The 16,208-nt window shown below is 63.8% G+C and carries 10 protein-coding genes and 3 pseudogenes; 8 read left to right on the plus strand and 5 right to left on the minus strand.

From position 1 onward, the window contains the following. Positions 1-345 precede the first annotated feature (345 nt). A pseudogene (locus ASG27_RS19825) lies at positions 346-741 on the plus strand (transposase); the annotation flags it as partial. Positions 742-955: 214 nt separating this feature from the next. Here ASG27_RS19825 and ASG27_RS26195 read toward each other — a convergent pair. Together ASG27_RS26195 and ASG27_RS27690 are read right to left on the minus strand one after the other, a co-directional pair. Next, positions 956-1,756, minus strand: coding sequence for an IPTL-CTERM sorting domain-containing protein (locus ASG27_RS26195; RefSeq protein ID WP_082485829.1), 801 nt, complete (start codon positions 1,754-1,756; stop codon positions 956-958). Positions 1,757-1,854: 98 nt separating this feature from the next. Further along, positions 1,855-1,974: pseudogene (locus ASG27_RS27690) on the minus strand (IS5/IS1182 family transposase); the annotation flags it as partial. 54 nt (positions 1,975-2,028) lie between these two features. Here ASG27_RS27690 and ASG27_RS26200 point away from each other — a divergent pair. Beyond that, positions 2,029-2,829: pseudogene (locus tag ASG27_RS26200) on the plus strand (integrase core domain-containing protein). A 66-nt stretch (positions 2,830-2,895) separates the two neighbouring features. Here the strand turns inward: ASG27_RS26200 and ASG27_RS19840 are convergent. Further along, the gene (locus tag ASG27_RS19840) at positions 2,896-3,960 is read right to left on the minus strand and encodes an AI-2E family transporter (protein ID WP_056419756.1); all 1,065 of its coding nucleotides are present in this window, start codon (positions 3,958-3,960) and stop codon (positions 2,896-2,898) included. A gap of 243 nt (positions 3,961-4,203) precedes the next feature. On the opposite strand from ASG27_RS19840, the gene ASG27_RS19845 reads away from it, so the two are divergent. The 5 genes from ASG27_RS19845 to ASG27_RS19865 all read left to right on the plus strand — a co-directional run bounded on the left by ASG27_RS19845 (position 4,204) and on the right by ASG27_RS19865 (position 12,032). Then, positions 4,204-7,083: a 2-oxoglutarate dehydrogenase E1 component gene (locus ASG27_RS19845; protein ID WP_056419757.1), complete on the plus strand. Its 2,880-nt coding sequence runs from the start codon at positions 4,204-4,206 to the stop codon at positions 7,081-7,083. Between the two features lie 55 nt (positions 7,084-7,138). Continuing rightward, positions 7,139-8,431, plus strand: a complete 1,293-nt coding sequence (gene odhB / locus ASG27_RS19850) for a 2-oxoglutarate dehydrogenase complex dihydrolipoyllysine-residue succinyltransferase (RefSeq protein ID WP_056419760.1) — start codon at positions 7,139-7,141, stop codon at positions 8,429-8,431. Positions 8,432-8,688: 257 nt separating this feature from the next. Further along, positions 8,689-10,116 (plus strand): dihydrolipoyl dehydrogenase, encoded by a 1,428-nt coding sequence (gene lpdA, locus ASG27_RS19855; RefSeq protein ID WP_056419763.1) that lies wholly within the window; start codon positions 8,689-8,691, stop codon positions 10,114-10,116. Between the two features lie 84 nt (positions 10,117-10,200). After that, positions 10,201-11,298, plus strand: coding sequence for a cell division protein ZapE (gene zapE / locus ASG27_RS19860; RefSeq protein WP_056165510.1), 1,098 nt, complete (start codon positions 10,201-10,203; stop codon positions 11,296-11,298). Beyond that, the gene (locus ASG27_RS19865; protein WP_056419767.1) at positions 11,295-12,032 is read left to right on the plus strand and encodes a hypothetical protein; all 738 of its coding nucleotides are present in this window, start codon (positions 11,295-11,297) and stop codon (positions 12,030-12,032) included. The genes zapE and ASG27_RS19865 overlap by 4 nt, the downstream gene beginning before the upstream one ends. Positions 12,033-12,211: 179 nt before the next feature. On the opposite strand, the gene ASG27_RS19870 is transcribed toward ASG27_RS19865, so the two are convergent. After that, the gene (locus tag ASG27_RS19870; RefSeq protein ID WP_056419770.1) at positions 12,212-13,018 is read right to left on the minus strand and encodes a PP2C family protein-serine/threonine phosphatase; all 807 of its coding nucleotides are present in this window, start codon (positions 13,016-13,018) and stop codon (positions 12,212-12,214) included. Positions 13,019-13,328: 310 nt separating this feature from the next. Between ASG27_RS19870 and ASG27_RS19875 the strand changes: the two genes are divergently transcribed. Next, positions 13,329-15,380, plus strand: a complete 2,052-nt coding sequence (locus tag ASG27_RS19875; protein WP_056419772.1) for an ATP-dependent DNA helicase — start codon at positions 13,329-13,331, stop codon at positions 15,378-15,380. On the opposite strand, the gene ASG27_RS19880 is transcribed toward ASG27_RS19875, so the two are convergent. Beyond that, on the minus strand, positions 15,343-16,140 hold the full coding sequence (locus ASG27_RS19880; RefSeq protein ID WP_056419774.1) for an outer membrane protein assembly factor BamD: 798 nt from the start codon (positions 16,138-16,140) through the stop codon (positions 15,343-15,345). The genes ASG27_RS19875 and ASG27_RS19880 overlap by 38 nt on opposite strands. Positions 16,141-16,208: the final 68 nt, after the last annotated feature.

Below are 16,208 nucleotides of genomic sequence, written 5' to 3' on the forward strand. Positions count from 1 at the left end.
GCAATGTCCATTGTTGTCTAGCTTTTGGGGACTTTTAATCCGTTGGTCACTGGTTCGAATCCAGTACGTCCTACCAAGTACATGAGGCCCTGTAGCAATACAGGGCCTTTTTTGTTTGCTGCAATTGTCATAGCGCTTTCTGGCTCGGCGATGCCGCTTCTGTTCCGTAACTTGCGTGCGTGTTCCGCAAATTCCTGTGGGCACGGTGGCATCTTCATTGGCTCCAGCGATCTGCTGTAGCCAGATTGCTGCCGTTGGCTGCAATCGGCCGAGGCTGTGTGAAAACCCAACCCTAAACCGCTACCCAAAACTAAAATTGCGGCACCTGATTCGAGCGAGGTGCCCATGAAGCGATTCATCGAAGGCGAAGACCGACAACAGGTCACCCTGCTGCCGGAGTGCCTGGACGACTACATCGCACAAGACAAGCCGGTGCGCGTTGTCGATGTGTTTGTCGACGAACTGGATCTTCGGGCACTTGGTTTCGATGGGATCAATCCGGCGGTCACTGGCCGGCCTGCGTACCACCCGGCCGTACTGCTCAAGCTCTACATCTACGGGTACTTGAACCGCATCCAGTCGAGCCGCCGCCTGGAGCGCGTAGCCCAGCGCAATGTCGAGCTGATGTGGCTGACCGGGCGTCTTGCACCAGACTTCAAGACCATCGCCGACTTCCGTCGAAGCAACGGCGCTGGCATCCGCAACGTCTGCAAACGCTTCATCGCCATGTGCCGACAGCTGGACCCGAATTCGGCCACATGAGGCGGAAAAATGAGCGTCGAACATTGCCCCAGTCGCAAAAGATCAGTAAGAGCGCTATCCGATACTCACCCGTTCAGCGTCTCCCCAAAATGCTCTCCCCGCCGTCGTGTGCCTGAGCTCCAACAAAGTGTCACTCATTGAACTCGCAAGCGAAATTGAAGCGTGCCGTCAAAAATTGGACCGGGAGCGTCGTTTAGCGCAGGCGCGATGAGCGGCGGCTGTAACCAATGCCCAATAGCGCCAAGATGGTCGTAAGGATGATCAAGCCCCACTGGGACAAGGTTGGGATACTTGATGCATTTACGGGAGCTACCGGTGCCACTACATTAAAGCGAAGGTTGTTGGCACCAATAACGCTGTTGGCCCCGGGTATAAACGCGCCGGTGCCGCTGGATGTAGATTGCATAGCATTGATAATTGCTAGCCGCACAGTCGTTCCCGCTAGGGTGGATACGTTCCAAGTGGCGGATGTAAACGTGGCCAAATTTGGGCTGGTAGAGGCACCACCAATAATCAGTCGGGCTGTGCCAGCAAGGGCTACCGACGTATTGAAGTTGGGAACATCGGCTGTCGAATACATACCGACAAAAATAGCTTGATCGCCCGACGCAAGGCCGCCAACACTTTTAATACCAAAATCGCCTGAGAGTGTAGCGGTCGTTGCCCCTGCTGGAATCGCAACGTCTTGGTACAGAACGCAACTCCTGAAACCAATGGCGGTCAAGCTCATGCTCCCCAGCGCAATCTGGGTTCCCGTCAGCGCATTAAACCCAGGGGCGGCCGTCAATGTTTCAGTACCCGGAGCAGCATCTGCGTTATAGCTGCACGTGCCAGCGGCACTGCCAGTGGTACTTGGCGCTGCCGTCCAGCTGGTCAGCCCCCCAGAAAAGTCACGATTGGTGAGTACCTGAACCTGGGCATGGACGTTGCCGGCCAGGATGAGTGCGGCTGCGGCCACTGAGAAAAAGCGAAGCGTAATGGCTGTGAACTTCATGGGACAACCCCAGTGTTTGTGTTGGCGGTACCGGCTCGTCAACTATTGCCAGGAAATCAGGGCGCGAAGCAACTGACGCAAAGCGAAGACTTGTTAGGGAGTGTACCCGCCATGAGTTGCAGTCCTTTAGCTTGCAGCAGGGCATTGACGGTGGCAAGAATCTGATCTGCCAGCTTGTGGCGCTCTAGCAGATGACGAAAACGCAGGATGCTCGATTCTGCCCCGTCCTGCCCAGCGTTGACACCTTTCCATGCTCGAAAGGAAGAAACGCCATGGATACAGGCATCAAGAGAACGCAGCGTGACTACACGATGGCCTTCAAACTGGCCGTTGTTGAACAACTGGAAAAAGGGGAGCTGACCTGCGGCCAGGCACAGCTGCGCTACGGGAGCCAGGGCAACTCGACAGTGTTGATGTGGTTGCGCAAGCACGGTCGCCAGAGCTGGGGCCGTGCGGCATCATTGGCGGCCATGCCCATCGACAAGACAACTGCCCCTGCGACGCCCGAGCAGCGGATCAAGGAATTGGAGACACAACTGGCGCTGGCGCAGGAGAAGGCGCGCTTGTTTGAAGCGGTGCTGGAGGTTCTGAAGAAGGATCACGGCGTGCGTGTCGTAAAAAAGCCTTTGGGCAAGTCCTCTCGCAACAGCTCGTCCCGGGGTTGAGCGTGACGAGGGCTTGCCGCTACATGGGCATCAGCCGCCAGGCGCATTACCAGGCGCAGCAGCGCATGGTGCAGCGCTGCCAGCGAGCCGAGACAGTGATTGAACTGGTCAAGGACACGCGTATGCGTCAGCCCAGGCTGGGCACACGCAAGCTACTACCAAGCCTTACACCGACGTCATGGTTTGAGGTGCTCGATGACTGACGGCTACGACTGCTACCAGAACGCCTTGGCCGAGCGCGTCAACGGCATAGTTAAGAACGAATTCCTGCTGAGCCGGCCTGTTGACCTCGCGCAAGCCAGACGGCTGGTGGCCGAGTCCGTGCAGATCTACAGCCACGAACGACCCCATCTGTCGCTCAAAATGCAAACGCCCGATGCTGTGCACCGGGCGTCCCTGGCCGGCTGAACGCCGGCTGTTTGACTGTCAACGTAATTCAGGACGGGTCACTCTGGTACCCCTGGCAGGCAGGGGTCAGGGTGGCGTCGAGCGGTTGCCAGTGCTGGGCGCAAACAGGTCCCAGGTGGCAATGAACAGCGCCGCAATCACCGGCCCGATGACGAAGCCGGTCAGGCCGAACAAGGCCATGCCGCCCAGGGTCGAGATCAGCACGACGTAGTCGGGCATCTTGGTGTCCTTGCCGACGAGGATGGGACGCAGCACGTTGTCCACCAGGCCGATCACGAACACACCGTAGGCGATCAGCACCACGCCCTGCCACACCGCACCCGTGGCGAGGAAGTAGATGGCCACCGGCAGCCAGATGAGGCCTGCGCCCACGGCCGGCAGCAGTGACAGGAAGGCCATCAGCACACCCCACAGCACGGGCCCCTGGATGCCCAGGATCCAGAAGATCAGGCCGCCCAGGGCGCCTTGCGAGGCCGCCACGACGATGTTGCCTTTGACCGTGGCGCGGATCACGGTGGTGAACTTGTCCACCAGTTGGCGCTTGTGGGCTTCGTCGAGCGGCGTGGCCTGGCCAATGCGCAGGGCCAGGCTGTTGCCGTCGCGCAGCAGGAAGAACAGCAGGTACAGCATGATGCCGAAGCTCACCACGAACTCCAGGGTGTTCTGGCCGATGCTCAGGGCCTGCGCGGCGACGAACTGGCTGGCTTGCACGGCCACCGAGGAGAATTTCTCCTGCAGTTCGGATACGGACGTGAGATTCAGGCGTTCGAGCAGGTTCACGGCCCAGCCGGGCAGGGCCGAGATGATCTGCTGCAGGTACAGCCCGAAGTTGAGTTGCCCAGAGCGCATGCGCTCGTAGACCACGGTGGCTTCCTGGATGAGCGAGATCGTGATCGCTGTCATGGGCAGGATCACGACGACCAGGCATAGCGCCAGCGTGCTCAGGGCTGCCAGGTTGGTGCGCCGGGGCATGCGCCGCAGCAGCTTGCGGTGCAGGGGGGCAAACAGGATGGCGAGAATCACGCCCCAGAAGACGGCCCCATGAAACTGCCAGAGAATGGTCCCGAAGGCCACGGTGACAAGGATCAGCAGCAGCAGAAAGGCTTTGGACTGGAGGTTGGCAGGCGTCATGTTGTGTGTGGCAAAGGAATACACGCAATGTAAGCGAGCCGCGCCCGATGCCCCAGATGGAGACTGCTTTTTTGGCCCCTGCAAGACCCGCAAAGTTGGGTAGTTGGCGGTTCGGTGGCACAATGGCGCCCGCAACCAGGCCCTTCCCCAGCCACTGTCGCATCCGCCAATCGGTTCAGCCGTGTCGCGGAAGGTTTCTCAACCAGCTAATGCTTTCCCAAGGAAAGCGGAGGTCAGCGGAATATGAGCGATACGACATCCGTCTATCAAGCCTACCAAGGCAACACCTATCTCTTCGGCGGCAACGCGCCCTATGTCGAAGAGATGTACGAAAACTATCTTGCCAACCCAGGTAGCGTGCCAGACAACTGGCGCGAGTACTTTGACGCACTGCAAAATGTGCCTGCGGTGGACGGCAGCAATGCCAAGGACGTCCCGCACCTCCCCGTCATCAATGCCTTTGCCGAGCGTGCAAAGCAGGGCGGTACCAAGGTCGTCGTCGCCACGGGCGCCGACTCCGAACTGGGCCGTAAGCGCACCGCCGTTCAGCAGCTGATTGCCGCCTACCGCAACGTGGGCCAGCGCTGGGCCGATCTGGACCCCCTCAAGCGCACCGAGCGCCCCGCGATCCCCGAGCTCGAACCGTCGTTCTACGGGTTCAGCGACTCCGACCAGGAAGTCGTGTTCAACACCAGCAACACGTTCTTCGGCAAGGAATCGATGCCGCTGCGCGAACTGATCAACGCCCTGCGCGAAACGTATTGCGGCTCCATCGGTGCCGAGTACATGTACGCCACCGACCAGAACCAGAAGCGCTGGTGGCAGGAAAAGCTGGAAACCATCCGCAGCAAGCCCAGCTTCGGTGCCGACAAGAAGAAGCAGATTCTCGACCGCCTGACGGCTGCTGAAGGCCTGGAGCGCTTCCTGCACACCAAGTACGTCGGCCAGAAGCGTTTCTCGCTCGAGGGTGGCGAAAGCTTCATCGCCGCGATGGACGAGCTGATCCAGTCTGCCGGCGCCAAGGGCGTGCAGGAAATCGTGATCGGCATGGCCCACCGCGGCCGCCTGAACGTGCTCGTCAATTCGCTGGGCAAGATGCCCAAGGACCTGTTCGCCGAGTTCGACCACACCGCACCCGAAGACCTGCCATCGGGCGACGTGAAGTACCACCAAGGCTTCAGCTCCGACGTGACCACCCCTGGCGGCCCGGTCCACCTGTCGCTGGCGTTCAATCCTTCCCACCTGGAAATCGTGAACCCCGTGGTCGAAGGCTCGGTGCGTGCCCGCATGGACCGCCGTGCCGACCCCCAGGGCAAGCAGGTGCTGCCCGTGCTGGTGCACGGCGACGCGGCCTTTGCCGGCCAGGGCGTGAACCAGGAAACGCTGGCACTGGCACAGACCCGTGGTTATTCCACGGGCGGTACGGTGCACATCATCATCAACAACCAGATCGGCTTCACCACGTCCGACCCGCGCGATGCACGCTCGACGCTGTATTGCACCGACATCGTGAAGATGGTCGAGTCGCCCGTGCTGCACGTGAACGGCGACGACCCTGAAGCCGTAGTGCTGGCCACCCAGCTCGCCCTGGAGTTCCGCATGGAGTTCCAGAAGGACGTGGTCGTGGACATCATCTGCTTCCGCAAGCTGGGCCACAACGAGCAGGACACACCTGCTCTGACGCAGCCGCTGATGTACAAGAAGATCGGCCAGCACCCGGGCACGCGCAAGCTGTATGCCGACAAGCTGGCCACGCAAGGCCTGGGCGAGACGCTGGGCGACGACATGGTCAAGGCCTACCGCGCCGCCATGGACTCGGGCAAGCACACCATCGACCCCGTGCTGACCAACTTCAAGAGCAAGTACGCCGTGGACTGGAGCCCGTTCCTGGGCAAGAAGTGGACGGACGCTGGCGATACGGCCATCCCCCTGGCCGAGTGGAAGCGCCTGGCCGAGAAGATCACCACCATCCCCGAGAGCGTGACGCCGCACCAGCTGGTCAAGAAGGTGTACGACGACCGCGCTGCAATGGGCCGTGGCGACATCCCCGTGGACTGGGGCATGGGCGAGCATATGGCTTTCGCCTCCCTGGTGGCCAGTGGCTTCCCGGTGCGCTTGTCGGGCGAAGACTGCGGCCGCGGTACCTTCACGCACCGCCACTCGGTCATCCATGACCAAAAGCGCGAGAAGTGGGACATCGGCACCTACGTGCCACTGCAGAACGTGAGCGAGAACCAGGCTCCGTTCGTCGTGATCGACTCCATCCTGTCCGAAGAGGCGGTGCTGGGCTTCGAATACGGCTATGCGTCCAACGACCCCAACACGCTGGTGATCTGGGAAGCCCAGTTCGGCGACTTCGCCAACGGCGCGCAGGTTGTGATCGACCAGTTCATCGCCTCCGGCGAAGTGAAGTGGGGCCGCGTGAACGGCATCACGCTGATGCTGCCGCACGGCTACGAAGGCCAGGGCCCCGAGCACAGCTCGGCACGCCTGGAGCGCTTCATGCAGCTGTCGGCCGATGCCAACATGCAGGTGGTGCAACCGACGACGGCGAGCCAGATCTTCCACATCCTGCGCCGCCAGATGGTGCGCGATCTGCGCAAGCCGCTGATCATCATGACGCCCAAGTCGCTGCTGCGCAACAAGGACGCCACCTCGCCGCTGTCCGAGTTCACCAAGGGCAGCTTCCAGACGGTGATTCCAGAGCAGGACGAGGCCATCGTGAAGAAGGCCGCCAAGGTCAAGCGCGTGATCGCCTGCTCCGGCAAGGTGTACTACGACCTCGTGAAGAAGCGCACCGAGCGTGAAGACGACGACGTGGCCATCATCCGCGTGGAACAGCTGTACCCGTTCCCGCACAAGGCCTTTGCTGCAGAGCTCAAGAAGTACCCCAACGCGACGGACATCGTGTGGTGCCAGGACGAGCCACAGAACCAGGGCGCCTGGTTCTTCATCCAGCACAACATCCACGAGAACATGCTCGAAGGCCAGAAGCTGGGTTACTCCGGCCGCGCGGCATCGGCGTCGCCTGCGGTGGGTTATTCGCACCTGCACCAAGAACAGCAAAAGGCGCTGGTCGACGGCGCATTTGCCAAGCTCAAGGGGTTTGTCCTGACCAAGTAAGGCCAGCTACCCGAACGAACACAGAACAAACAGAACCCTACTGAAAGAATTCAAAATGGCTATCGTAGAAGTCAAAGTCCCCCAGCTGTCCGAATCCGTGGCAGAAGCCACCATGCTGACCTGGAAGAAGAAGGCCGGAGAAGCCGTGGCCGTGGACGAAATCCTCATCGAGATCGAAACCGACAAGGTCGTGCTCGAAGTGCCCGCGCCATCCGCTGGCGTGCTGGCTGAAATCATCCAGGGCGATGGCGCCACCGTGGTGGCTGACCAGCTCATCGCCAAGATCGACACCGAAGGCAAGGCCGGCGCTGCGGCTCCTGCGGCGGCCCCTGCCGCTGCTGCTGCACCGGCACCCGCCGCTGCGGCTCCTGCACCTGCTGCAGCCGCTGCTGCTGGCGGTTCCAAGGGTGACGTCGCCATGCCTGCCGCTGCCAAGCTGCTGGCCGAGAACAACCTGTCCGCATCGGCTGTGGCCGGTACGGGCAAGGATGGCCGCGTGACCAAGGGTGACGTGCTCGGCGCCGTCGCTGGTGGTGCTGGCGGTACCGCCAAGGCTGCGGTCGCAGCCCCCAGCACGATCCCGACGGGCGTACCCACCAAGGCGCTGCCCCAGGTGTCGGCCCCTGCTGCCAAGGAAGACCTGAGCGGCCGTCCCGAGCAGCGCGTGCCCATGAGCCGCCTGCGCGCCCGCGTGGCCGAGCGTCTGCTGCAGTCGCAGTCGACCAACGCCATCCTGACCACGTTCAATGAAGTGAACATGGCCCCTGTGATGGACCTGCGCAAGAAGTTCCAGGACTCCTTCACCAAGGAACACGGTACCAAGCTGGGCTTCATGTCCTTCTTCGTGAAGGCCGCCGTGCACGCCCTCAAGAAGTACCCCGTGCTGAATGCGTCGGTGGATGGCAACGACATCGTCTACCACGGCTACTTCGACATCGGTATTGCCGTGGGCTCGCCCCGTGGCCTGGTGGTGCCCATCCTGCGCAATGCAGACCAGATGAGCTTCGCCGACATCGAAAAGAAGATCGCCGAGTTCGGCAAGAAGGCGGCCGAAGGCAAGCTGGGCATTGAAGAGATGACCGGTGGCACGTTCTCCATCTCCAATGGTGGCACCTTCGGCTCGATGATGTCCACCCCCATCATCAACCCACCCCAATCGGCCATCCTGGGCGTGCACGCCACCAAGGACCGCGCCATGGTCGAGAACGGCCAGGTCGTGGTGCGCCCGATGAACTATCTGGCCATGTCCTACGACCACCGCATCATCGACGGCCGCGAAGCCGTGCTGGGCCTGGTGGCGATGAAGGATGCGCTGGAAGACCCATCGCGCCTGCTCTTCGATATTTGAGATGCAACCCCCTGAGTCGCTTCGCGCCTTCCCCCTTCTCTCGAATTGCTGCGCAGTTCGGGAAGGGGGACACCGCCAACGCGGCGGGGCGGCCCTTGCGCGGCGGTCGCTTGCAGGGCACGGCGCGTCTCACAGGCCGCTGAAAGTGGCGCATAGCGCCCTTTGAGATGCATCTTATGGACCCACTCGTGCGGCTGGCTCATGCCAATTCCGCCGGTGGGTTTTTTCCAATGAACGATTGATTGAGTGAGACCGACATGAGCAAACAATTCGACGTGATCGTCATCGGTGGCGGCCCCGGCGGCTACATTGCCGCCATCCGCGCTGCCCAGCTGGGCTTCAACGTGGCCTGTATCGACGAGTGGAAGAACGAAAAGGGCGGCCCTGCACCGGGCGGCACCTGCACCAACGTGGGCTGCATTCCGTCCAAGGCGCTGCTGCAGTCGTCCGAGCATTTCGAGCACGCCAACAAGCACTTTGCCGAGCACGGCATCACGGCCAGCGACGTCAAGATGGACGTGGCCAAGATGATCGCCCGCAAGGACACCGTCGTGAAGCAGAACAACGACGGCATCCTGTACCTGTTCAAGAAGAACAAGGTCAGCTTCTTCCATGGCCGTGGTTCCTTTGTGAAGGCTGCCGAAGGCGGCTACGAGATCAAGGTGGCAGGCGCCGCCGAAGAGTCCATCACCGGCAAGCAGATCATCATCGCCACCGGTTCCAACGCCCGTGCGCTGCCCGGCACGCCGTTCGATGAAGAATTCGTGCTGTCCAACGACGGCGCGCTGCGCGTGGGCGCCGTGCCCAAGAAGCTCGGCCTCATCGGCTCGGGCGTGATCGGCCTGGAAATGGGCTCGGTGTGGCGCCGCCTGGGTGCCGAAGTCACCATCCTCGAAGGCCTGCCCACGTTCCTGGGTGCGGTCGACGAGCAGATCGCCAAGGAAGCCAAGAAGGCTTTTGACAAGCAGGGCCTGAAGATCGAGCTGGGCGTGAAGGTCGGCGAGATCAAGACCGGCAAGAAGGGCGTTTCCATCGCCTACACCAACGCCAAGGGCGAAGCCCAGGCGCTGGAGGTGGACAAGCTCATCGTCTCCATCGGCCGCGTGCCCAACACCATCGGCCTGAACACCGAAGCCGTGGGCCTGGCCCTGGACGAGCGCGGTGCGATCGTGGTCGATGCCGACTGCAAGACCAACCTGCCCGGCGTGTGGGCGGTGGGCGACGTGGTGCGTGGCCCGATGCTGGCGCACAAGGCCGAGGAAGAAGGCGTTGCCGTGGCTGAGCGCATCGCCGGCCAGCATGGCCACGTGAACTTCAACACCGTGCCCTGGGTCATCTACACCAGCCCCGAGATCGCATGGGTGGGCCGCACTGAGCAGCAACTCAAGGCCGACGGCGTCAAGTACAAAGCCGGCACCTTCCCGTTCCTGGCCAACGGCCGCGCACGTGCGCTGGGCGACACGACCGGTATGGTCAAGATGCTGGCGGATGCCGACACCGATGAAATCCTGGGAGTGCACATCGTGGGCCCACAGGCGAGCGAGCTGATCTCCGAAGCCGTGGTGGCCATGGAGTTCAAGGCCAGCAGCGAAGACATCGCACGCATCTGCCACGCGCACCCCAGCTTGAGCGAAGCCACCAAGGAAGCGGCGCTGGCCGTGGACAAGCGCACCCTCAACTTCTGATATTTGAATAAAAAACGGCCCTACCGCTTGCCAGGAAAGCGGTAGGCGCTATCAAATTCATAGTATCAGAGTGGTGCCCATCCCGTGACTGTCAAACAGGCTTATCTGGCCGAACTGGCCTCCAAAGGCTACCAAAGCGACCCCGCGCAGTTGCGGGCCGTGGATGCGCTGCAGCGCTGCGCCGACGAGTGGGCGCAGTACAAGGAGCGGCGTTCGAACGCGCTCAAGAAGCTCATCAACCGGCCGGACATTCCGCGCGGCGTGTACATGTACGGCGGGGTGGGGCGGGGCAAGAGCTTCCTCATGGAGTGCTTCTTCAACGCCGTGCCCTTGAAGCGCAAGGTGCGCCTGCATTTCCACGAGTTCATGCGCGAAGTGCACCGCGAGCTGGTGGGGCTGCAGGGCACGGTGAACCCGCTCGATGTGCTGGGCGAGCGCATTGCCAAGCGCTACAAGCTCATCTGCTTCGATGAGTTCCATGTGGCGGACATCACGGACGCGATGATCCTGCACCGGCTGCTGGTATCGCTGTTCGACAACGGGGTGGGGTTCGTCACCACCTCCAACTTCATGCCCGACGAGCTGTACCCGGGCGGCCTGCACCGCGACCGCATCCTGCCGGCGATTGCGCTGCTCAACGAGCGGCTGGAAGTGGTCAACGTCGACAACGGCACCGACTACCGCCGCCGCACCATGGAGCAGGTCAGGCTCTACCACACGCCCCTCGGGCCCGAGGCCGATGCCGAGATGGGCGAGGCGTTCGACAAGCTGGCCGAAGTGCACGACGAAGACCCGCTGCTGCACATCGAACAGCGGGAGATCCGCGCCCGGCGCAAGGCGGGCGGGGTGGTCTGGTTCGATTTCAAGACGCTGTGCGGCGGCCCGAGGTCGCAGAACGACTACCTGGAGATCGCCACGCAGTTCCATACGGTGCTGCTCTCCGACGTCCCGTACATGCCCGTGAGCATGGCGTCGCCCGCGCGACGCTTCACCTGGCTGGTCGACGTGCTGTACGACCGCCGTGTCAAGCTCATCCTGTCGGCCGCCGTGCCGCCCGAGCAGCTGTACACCGAAGGGCCCTTGGCGCACGAGTTTCCGCGCACGGTGTCGCGGCTCAACGAAATGCAGTCCAAGGAATTCCTGGCGCTGGAGCGCCGCAACGTGGACACTGGGCTGACATGATGAAGTATCTGGCCCTCTCCCTCGCAGCGCTGCTGGCTTGCACGCCTGGCGCGATCGCGCTGGCGCAATCTGCCGCGGAGACTGCGGCATCTGCCCCGGCAGCTGCAGCTTCTGCCTCTGGTCCCAACGACGCCACCACCAGTGCCCGCGCAGCGTCTGCGGCCCACCGCAAGGCCGAGCATGACCGCATCCGCCATGAACGCGAGGCGGTGAAGGCCCAGCGCACGAAGGACGAGGCTGCCTGTTACCAACTCTTTGCGGCAGAGGACTGCCTGAAAATCGTTCGCGCACGGGTGCGCGATGCCGAGACCCGCCTGCGGGCGCAGGAGATCGAGCTCAACGATGCCGAGCGCAAGGAAAAGGCGGCCGATCGCCGCAAGTCCATCGAAGAGAAACAGCGCCCCATGCCCGCCAACACGCCGGCAGGCGCCGGCCCTGACGCCGTGCTGCGCAACAAGCCCGCGGCCGACCCGCAGGCCACCAAGGCGCAGCGGGACCACGAGGCAGAGTTGCGGGCGCAGCAGCAGCGCAGCAATCTGCAAAAGCACACCGAAGAGCAAAAAAGCCGGGCCGCAGAGAACGCCGAGCGGGCCGCGCAGGCCCGCGCCAAGCACGCCGAAGCGCTCAAGGCCGCTGAGCAGCGCCGCGCCAGGGTTGAGAAGGCCCAGGCCGACGCGGCAGCCCAGGGGCGCAAGCCCGCTGCGCCGCTGCCACCTGCGTCGGCGGCTCAGTAGGCCGCTCGGGCCGCAGGCAGGGCTGGATTTTCAGGCCGGGGCTGCGGCCTCCCGTGAAGTGCCTGGCCGGGCATCTGAAGCACATCCTGCGAAAGGGGCGTGCGAAGCTGAGGCAAAAATGGCCCTCGCCAATCCGCTCCGAACTGGCGTGGGCCCAAAGCTCACACCACCATGCCCGCTCAGGGCCGGCCTGCCTCCACAGGGGTCAGGCGAGGCACCTTCTTTTCTTCCACCAGCGCCTCCATCTTGACGATGACCAGCGACAGGTTGTCGCCGCCGCCGCGGGCCCGGGAGCGGGCTTTTTCGATCAGGAACTCGGTGGCTTCGCGGGGTGAAAGCGAATCGACCACGGACCCGAGCTCCGTTGGCGAGAAATAGTGCCACACGCCATCGCTGCAGGCCATCAGCACATCGCCGGGCTGCAGTTGGGGGATCACGTGGGTGGTGATGGGCGGGTCGCTTTCGGTGCCCAGGCAGCCCACCAGGATGTTCGAATGGGGGTGGTTGTTGGCTTCCGCCTCGGTCAGTTCACCCCGGTCCACGAGCGCCTGCACGTACGAATGGTCGCTCGTGCGAAACACCATGCGCGCTCCCTGGAAGTGGTAGATGCGCGAATCGCCGGCATGCACCCAGTGGCAATCGCCGCGGGGGTTGATGAGGAAGGCCGCAATCGTGCTGTGGGGTTCCTGCTCGGCGGAGATGGCCGTGAGGCGAATGACGATGTGGGCTTCTTCCACCATGCTCTTGAGCATGGTCACCGGGTCGTCCGTGTCGGGCGAATAGCGCTCGAACAGCTGGCGCGCCGTCATCATGACCTGGTCGGACGCCTTGCGCCCGCCGCTGCGGCCGCCCATGCCGTCGGCAATGACGCCCAGCACGCAGCCGTTGTGCCGCTCATGCGAAATCAGGGCCACCTGGTCTTGCTGGTACTCCCGGTCGCCCTTGTGGATGCCGGTGGACGCGATGAGGCGAAAGGCTTTGGTCATGCTGTGGATTGTGTGGGCGCGTGCCGTAGCGGCCTCCGCAGAGCGGGGGCCAAAGGCTTATTATCTGCCCGCCTGTGGCATTTTTGCCAAGTGATGGCTGCTTTGCCTTGAATCCTCCATTTTTCACGTCCCGCCGGTGGCTTGCTGGCCCTCCGGTGTGTGCCCGCCGCGTCGCCCTGCACGCACCGGCCCAAGCGCTTGCTTTCATTCCCCACCATCGCCCGCCGCTGCACGGCGTCGGTCGGTGCGCCCATGCCCGCGCGCGCGTGTGGCCGCGTCTTGCGAGCGGTGACCTGAGAGTGCCCGGTTGATGGCCCTGGCCGATATGGTGCAAGAGGTGTTCGCGCCGCTCGGGGTGCTGGCGCGGGCAGACCCGCATTTCCAGCCGCGCGAGGGCCAGACCCGCATGGCAGCTGCTGTGGCCAAGACGATGGAGGAGGGCGGTGCCCTCGTGGTGGAGGCCGGCACGGGCGTGGGCAAGACCTTTGCGTACCTCGTGCCCGCGCTGCTCAGTGGCGAGCGCGTGTTGCTGTCCACCGCTACCAAGGCGCTGCAGGACCAGTTGTTTGCGCGCGACCTTCCGCTGCTGGCCCAGACGCTCGGGCTGCCGGTGCGCATGGCGCTGCTCAAAGGCCGTGCCAGCTACTTGTGCCTGTACCGGATGGAGCGCGCCCGCCACGATGTGCTGGGGCAGGAGCGCGGCGTGGCCCGCGTGCTGGCCAAGGTCGAGGAGTGGTCCCGCAGCACGCGCTCGGGCGACCTGTCCGAGCTGACGGGCCTGGACGACCGTTCGCCGGTGATCCCGCTGGTCACCTCCACGCGCGAGAACTGCCTCGGCTCGCAGTGCCCGCGGTTTCGGGAATGCCACGTGCACCTGGCCCGCCGCGAGGCCCTGGCTGCGGACATCGTGGTCATCAACCACCATTTGTTCTTTGCGGACGTGGCGGTGCGAGAGTCCGGAATGGCAGAGCTGCTGCCATCAGTGCGTGTGGTGGTCTTCGACGAGGCGCACCAGATCAACGAAACGGGTGTGCAGTTTCTGGGGCTGCAGCTGTCTACCGGACAGCTGATGGACTTCGGTCGGGACCTGCTGGCAGCGGGCCTGCAACACGCCCGCGGGTTGGCCGACTGGCAGGGCCTGGCCGCTGGCGTCGACCAGGCCGTGCGGGATCTGGTCCTGGTGGCGGGCGACTCCCGCGGGCCCTCCCGGCTGCGCTGGACCGACGAGGCGCCCGAGGGTGTGCGCGAGGCTGACTGGAGCGCCGCGCTGCACCGCGTTGGCCAGGCGTGCGCCGACGCGCAGGAAGCCCTGGACACCGTGAGCGAGATCGCCCCGGATTTTGTGCGCCTGTACGAACGGGGTTCTGAGTTGCTGGCGCGCCTGGCCCGGTTTGCCGGACCCCCGCAGCCCGACGCCGTGCGCTGGGTCGACACGGGCGGCCAGTTGCGCCTGATCGAATCGCCACTGGACATTGCCGAGGCCATGCGTACGCGGCTGCTGGCGGCTCCTAAGGATGAATCGGACCCTGATGGATGGCCGGTGCCGGCCGCAGAAGCAGGCCCGGGCAGGGCGTGGATCTTCACGTCCGCCACGCTCGGCGACGACGACCAACTCACCTGGTTCACGGAGCGGGCCGGCCTGCAGGACGCGACCATCCTGCGGGTCGCGAGCCCGTTCGACTACGCGGTGCAGGCGGCGCTGTATGTGCCGCGGCACCTGCCAGCGCCGGCGGACCCGGCCCACAGTGGCGCCTTGGCACGCTGGGTGGGCGACGCAGCGGCGATATTGGGCGGGCGCACCCTGGTGCTCACCACCACGCTCAGGGCGCTGCGCTCCATTGGCGATGCACTGACCGCGCGGTGGGGTGCCACCGGGGCGCTGGAGGTGCTGGTGCAAGGCAACGGGCCCAAGCGGCGCTTGATGGAGCGCTTCCGTGAGGGATCGGACCACGGCCAGCCTGGCTGCATCCTGGTGGCGTCTGCCACGTTCTGGGAGGGGTTCGACGTGCCCGGCGATGCGCTGCAACTGGTGGTCATCGACAAGCTGCCGTTTCCGCCACCTGGCGACCCGCTGGTCGAGGCGCGCACGCAGCGCATCGAAAAATCAGGCGGCAAGGCGTTCAAGGCCTACGCATTGCCAGAGGCTGCGGTGGCCCTGAAGCAGGGCGCGGGCCGGCTGATCCGGCGGGAGACCGATCGGGGCATCCTGGTGGTGGGCGACACCCGCTTGGTCACCATGGGCTACGGCAAGCGCCTGCTGGCCGCGCTGCCGCCCATGCGGCGGCTGGAATCGGATCAGGAATTCAACGAAGCGCTGGAGGCGCTTACCAGACCTTCCACCACGGATCCGACTTGCCTTTGACGTCGCCACGCAGGTAGGCGCTCTGGGGGTAGGAGCTGTCCATCACGCGGCGTGCATCGTCGCGCAGTTGGGTCATGCCCAGCGCGTCATACGACTGGATCAGGATGTACAGGGCTTCTTCGAGGGCTGGCACGCCCTGGTAGTCGGCCAGCGCCACCTGTGCGCGGCTGATCGCCGCCACATAGGCGCCGCGCTGGAAGTAGTAGCGGGCCACGTGCACTTCGTACTGCGCCAACGAATTCACGATGTACGTCATGCGCTGGCGGGCGTCCTGCGCGTAGCGCGAATCCGGAAACCGCGTGGCGAGTTCGCTGAACGACTCGAACGAATCCTTGGCGGCCTTCTGGTCGCGCTCGGACAGGTCCTGGCGGGAGATGAACGAGAACAGCCCCAGGTTGTCGTTGAAGTTGACCAGGCCCTTCAGGTACAGGGCGTAGTCGAGGGCCGGGCTGGCGGGGTGCAGCTTCATGAAGCGGTCCAGCGTGGCGATGGCCTGGGCCTTTTCGCCGGCCTTGAAGTGCGCGTAGGCCTTGTCCAGCTGGGCCTGTTGCGCCAGCGGCGTGCCGGCGGCGCGGCCTTCGAGCTTTTCGAGCAGCGGGATCGCCTTGTCGTAGGCGCCGCTGTTCATTTCGTCCTTGGCTTCCGAATGGATGCGGTTGGGGCTCCAGCCGGCCGTCTTGTCGTCGGTGGTGGTGGAGCAGGCTGCCAGCAGACCAGCGACCAGCAAGGCGGAGACAAGGGGCAGTGGAGCACGCAGCATCGAAAGAGGCTTTCAGCAAAAAAGAAACAGAGTGTGCCTGGCTGGCCAGAGCGCTGGCCGCGGTCGCG

It is taken from the genome of Acidovorax sp. Leaf191 (assembly GCF_001424425.1).
Lineage (GTDB): Bacteria > Pseudomonadota > Gammaproteobacteria > Burkholderiales > Burkholderiaceae_C > Acidovorax.

Excerpts from the sequence above, each read along its gene's own strand:
- odhB (WP_056419760.1), top strand. The coding sequence starts at position 7,139 with ATGGCTATCGTAGAAGTCAAAGTCCCCCAGCTGTCCGAATCCGTGGCA.
- ASG27_RS19845 (WP_056419757.1), top strand. The coding sequence starts at position 4,204 with ATGAGCGATACGACATCCGTCTATCAAGCCTACCAAGGCAACACCTAT.
- ASG27_RS19875 (WP_056419772.1), top strand. The coding sequence starts at position 13,329 with ATGGCCCTGGCCGATATGGTGCAAGAGGTGTTCGCGCCGCTCGGGGTG.
- lpdA (WP_056419763.1), top strand. The coding sequence starts at position 8,689 with ATGAGCAAACAATTCGACGTGATCGTCATCGGTGGCGGCCCCGGCGGC.
- ASG27_RS19840 (WP_056419756.1), bottom strand. The coding sequence starts at position 3,960 with ATGACGCCTGCCAACCTCCAGTCCAAAGCCTTTCTGCTGCTGCTGATC.
- ASG27_RS19880 (WP_056419774.1), bottom strand. The coding sequence starts at position 16,140 with ATGCTGCGTGCTCCACTGCCCCTTGTCTCCGCCTTGCTGGTCGCTGGT.
- ASG27_RS19865 (WP_056419767.1), top strand. The coding sequence starts at position 11,295 with ATGATGAAGTATCTGGCCCTCTCCCTCGCAGCGCTGCTGGCTTGCACG.
- ASG27_RS26195 (WP_082485829.1), bottom strand. The coding sequence starts at position 1,756 with ATGAAGTTCACAGCCATTACGCTTCGCTTTTTCTCAGTGGCCGCAGCC.
- ASG27_RS19870 (WP_056419770.1), bottom strand. The coding sequence starts at position 13,018 with ATGACCAAAGCCTTTCGCCTCATCGCGTCCACCGGCATCCACAAGGGC.